General features: G+C 75.0%; 2 protein-coding genes. One reads left to right on the top strand and one right to left on the bottom strand.

The genetic code is table 11. The annotated features are described in order from the left end of the window. The first annotated feature begins 61 nt into the window (after positions 1 to 61). Positions 62 to 1225 carry an XdhC/CoxI family protein gene (locus GUY61_RS37865; protein ID WP_166634821.1) on the top strand — a complete coding sequence of 388 codons (1164 nt, stop codon included), beginning with the start codon at positions 62 to 64 and terminating at the stop codon, positions 1223 to 1225. A gap of 72 nt (positions 1226 to 1297) precedes the next feature. Here GUY61_RS37865 and GUY61_RS37860 read toward each other — a convergent pair whose 3' ends face one another. Next, complete coding sequence (locus GUY61_RS37860; RefSeq protein WP_166634820.1) at positions 1298 to 1684, bottom strand: hypothetical protein; 387 nt, start codon at positions 1682 to 1684, stop codon at positions 1298 to 1300. Positions 1685 to 1953: the final 269 nt, after the last annotated feature.

The raw sequence follows: 1953 nt of genomic DNA, 5'->3' as shown, positions 1-1953 counted from the left end.
TCCGTCCTCTGTCCTCCGCCCTCCGCCCTCCGTCCGTCACCGTCCGCCGAAGGAGACCGAGATGCTGGACATCGCCGAACAGCTCAACCGGTGGGCCGAGCAGGGGCGTGACTTCGCCGTCGCCACCGTCGTGGCCGTCGGCGGCAGCGCTCCCCGCCAGCCCGGCGCCGCCCTCGCCGTGGACGGCGAGGGCACGGCGATCGGCTCGGTCTCCGGCGGCTGCGTGGAGGGCGCGGTCTACGAGCTGTGCCGGCAGGCGCTCGAGGACGGGGAGTCGGTCCTCGAGCGCTTCGGATACAGCGACGAGGACGCGTTCTCCGTCGGCCTCACCTGCGGCGGCATCATCGACATCCTCGTCACCCCCGTCCGGGCGGGCGACCCCGGCCGCGAGATGTTCGCGGCCGCGCTGTCCGCCGCCGCCGCGGGCGACGCGGCGGCTGTCGCGCGGATCACGGACGGGCCGGCCGGCCTGATGGGCCGCCCGCTTCTCGTGCGGCCCGACGGCACGGTGCGGGGATCCCTCGGCGGGCATCCCGAGCTGGACCGCACGGCGGGCGCCGAGGCCCGCGCCATGCTGGACGCGGGCCGCACCGGCACCGTCGTGATCGGAGAGGAGGGCTCCCGCTGCGGGCAGCCGCTGACCCTGCTGGTCGAGTCCACCGTCCCCGCTCCGCGCATGATCGTCTTCGGCGCGGTCGATTTCGCCTCCGCCCTGGTCCGTATCGGCAAGTTCCTCGGCTACCACGTGACGGTCTGCGACGCCCGGCCCGTCTTCGCCACCGCGGCCCGGTTCCCCGAGGCGGACGAGGTCGTCGTCGAGTGGCCGCACCGCTATCTGGAGTCGACACGGGTCGACGGGCGTACGGTGCTGTGCGTGCTGACGCACGACGCCAAGTTCGACGTGCCGCTGCTCAGGCTGGCCCTGCGGCTGCCGGTCGGCTACATCGGCGCCATGGGTTCGCGCCGTACCCACGAGGACCGCAACCGGCGGCTGCGCGAGGCGGGCGTGACCGAGCTGGAACTCGCCCGCCTGCGCTCACCCATCGGGCTCGACCTGGGCGCCCGGTCGCCCGAGGAGACGGCCCTGTCGATCGCCGCGGAGATCGTGGCGAGCCGACGAGGCGGGACCGGGGTGTCGCTGACCGGAGCCCACACGCCGATCCACCACGACGGGCCGGTCGCACCGGTGGGCCCGGCGGGCCGGCGCATCGGCTCCGTGGCCTGAGCACCGCACGGCACACGCCGCGGGCGCGCACGCCGCACGGCACACGCCGCGGGCGGCACGGGCGCGGCGGTGTCAGCCGTCGGCAGCCGCGGTCCGGGCGGTCACGGCCTCCACCAGTGCGTCCCGGTCGGTCGCCGACGTGGCGGCGAACGACCCCGCGCGGCCCTCGAACTCCCAGTGGACGGCGGGCGCCCCGGACCGCTGCATGGAGGCGATCAGCACATTGCCCAGCGCCTTCGCCGCGGCGGAGGAGAACGCGCCGGTGAGAACGAGGGCACCCGCCCCGGCCCCGGTGTCCGTGACCGGTGCCGTGCCCGTCGCCGGGGACGCCTGCCTGAGCTGCACCCGCAGCAGACCGAGTGTCCTCAGGTCCTGGTAGAGGCCGTGGGTCTGGCGCTCCAGCTGTTCGGGGGCCGCGTCGGGACCGGCGTCCACCCGGAGTACCAATTCGTGCTGCACTTACGTCCTCCAGCCTGCCCTGCTGCCGACAGCTGATCGTATAGGCAGGAATCAGCCGCCCGGCACAACACCCGGGAGTACCCGTGCAGTTGGCCCATGCACGAATTTCGCCCCGTGGGCCGGGCGGATCGGGGCCGGCCCCGCGCTCGGGCTCGGCCCCGACGGGTCTCGGTCGGGGCGGCCTCGGTCGGGCGGGCCGGGTCAGGCCGGGCGCGGGGCGGTCAAGCGGTGTTCGATGCGGTGGCGGACCTCGTCGGTCAGGGCACGCA

It is taken from the genome of Streptomyces sp. GC420 (assembly GCF_009916105.1).
In the GTDB taxonomy this organism is placed as follows: Bacteria; Actinomycetota; Actinomycetes; order Streptomycetales; family Streptomycetaceae; genus Streptomyces.
Note: the sequence above shows the minus strand (reverse complement) of the source record. Positions and strands in the feature narration are given on the sequence as shown.